This is a genomic window from Occallatibacter sp. (assembly GCF_049802275.1).
GTDB lineage: Bacteria > Acidobacteriota > Terriglobia > Terriglobales > Acidobacteriaceae > Telmatobacter.
The window spans coordinates 1-1571 of record NZ_JBARMD010000715.1 but is presented as its reverse complement, the minus strand read 5'-3'; the positions used below and the strand labels follow the sequence as shown (position 1 = coordinate 1571).

The window sequence follows — 1571 nt, the reverse complement described above, 5'->3', positions numbered from 1 at the left end:
GGTATCTCTTCAAGCGAGTTCAGCAACTCGCGGCAGAAGTCGTCGGTTGCCGACGCAAAGACGCGAATGCGCGCGGCGAACTGGTTGTAGGCAACCACAGCAGGGACGGCGACGAAGAGTCCGGCAGCGGTGGTGATCAGCGCCTCGGAGATTCCAGGTGCGACGGCGCGCAATGTTGCAGCACCCGCTGTACCCAGGCCGTGGAAAGCATCGACGACGCCCATGACGGTGCCGAAGAGTCCAATGAATGGGCTGGTTGCCGCGATCGTAGCTAACCAGGTGAGACGGCGCTCGAGAGCGGTGATGGCCTCACTGGCCGCAGTCTGCGCCGAGCGCTCCAGTGGAGTGAGATTGCGGGGCGGGCCCGTTCCGCCGGTCTGCCGCTTGTAGGTCTCATACACGTCCACGTAGACCTGCGCCAGCGGGCTGGACTTGTAATTGTCGGCGAAGGCTGCAACTTCCTGCAGGCGCGTGGCTCGGCGGAAGGCGTTGATGAAGTTGCGGCTTTCGCGGGTCGCCTTGCTGAAGGTACCCATTTTGCCCAGAATGATGGTCCAGGAATAGAGGCTGGCAATCAGCAACAGGACCAGGACGCCCAGTGCGATCCCTCCCATATTGCCCATCATCTCCATCAGCGCGCCGGTGCCCTGCGCAACAGGGCTGGCAGCCGGGGCTGCGCCGCCATCAGCTTGTAATGCGAGGAGCAAAGTAGCTGTAAAAATCGGTATTCACCTCAATATCCACGGTATCAGACGCATTCAAGCGCTCCAAGTTATCGTTCTGGTGCACCCGAAGATGCGCATTTCAGGGCGCTTACGCGTAACCCCCGGCGTTCGTGCTATGCTGCGCACGGATTCACCTTTCATGCTCGTCGAATTACGCGCCGAAAATTACGCTGTTATCGATCACGCCATCGCCGTTTTCGGCCCTGGGTTGAACCTGCTGACGGGCGAAACGGGCGCGGGCAAGTCCATTCTTGTAGATGCGCTCGCGCTGCTCATGGGCGGCAAAGCATCGACGGAAATCGTGCGCCACGGGGCCGACAAGGCCGTGGTTGCCTGCGTATTCGAGGCAACATCCGCCGCCGAAGCCATTCTGGAAGAGAATGGGATTGATGCCGAGGGGAACGAAATCATCCTGCGGCGGGAGATATTGTCTTCCGGCAAGGGCAGAGTGTTCGTCAATAACCAGCCGGCTACCGTGGCCGTGCTGCGACTGCTCGCTCCGGAACTGGCCCTTGTGCACGCCCAGTCTGAGACGCTTTCGAGCTTCGACCAGACGCAGCAGCGGATTCTCCTGGATCGGTTCGCGTCGATCTCGACCGACGATGTGGCTGGTGCATACGAAGCATGGCGCGCAGCCCAGACGAAGCTCGAGGAATTGCTGACCAACGAGCAGGATCGTCTTCGAATGGTCGACCTGTGGAGCTACCAGGCGAAAGAGATTGGCGCGGCCAACCTGGTTGCAGGTGAGGATGAAGCGCTGGAAACCGAGAAGCGTGTTCTGGCAAATGCCGAGAAGCTCTACGCAGCCGCAATGAGCGCCTTCGATCAGCTCTATGAAGGCGGAGC

The 1571-nt window shown here is 60.4% G+C and carries 2 protein-coding genes; one reads left to right on the top strand and one right to left on the bottom strand.

What is annotated here, in order from left to right; translation table 11 throughout:
* On the bottom strand, positions 1–707 hold a 707-nt coding region (locus tag WA354_RS24120; RefSeq protein ID WP_472815577.1), incomplete at its 3' end, for a MotA/TolQ/ExbB proton channel family protein.
* 157 nt (positions 708–864) lie between these two features.
* Here WA354_RS24120 and WA354_RS24115 point away from each other — a divergent pair.
* A partial coding sequence (locus tag WA354_RS24115) for an AAA family ATPase (RefSeq protein ID WP_472815576.1) occupies positions 865–1571 on the top strand: 707 nt, incomplete at its 3' end.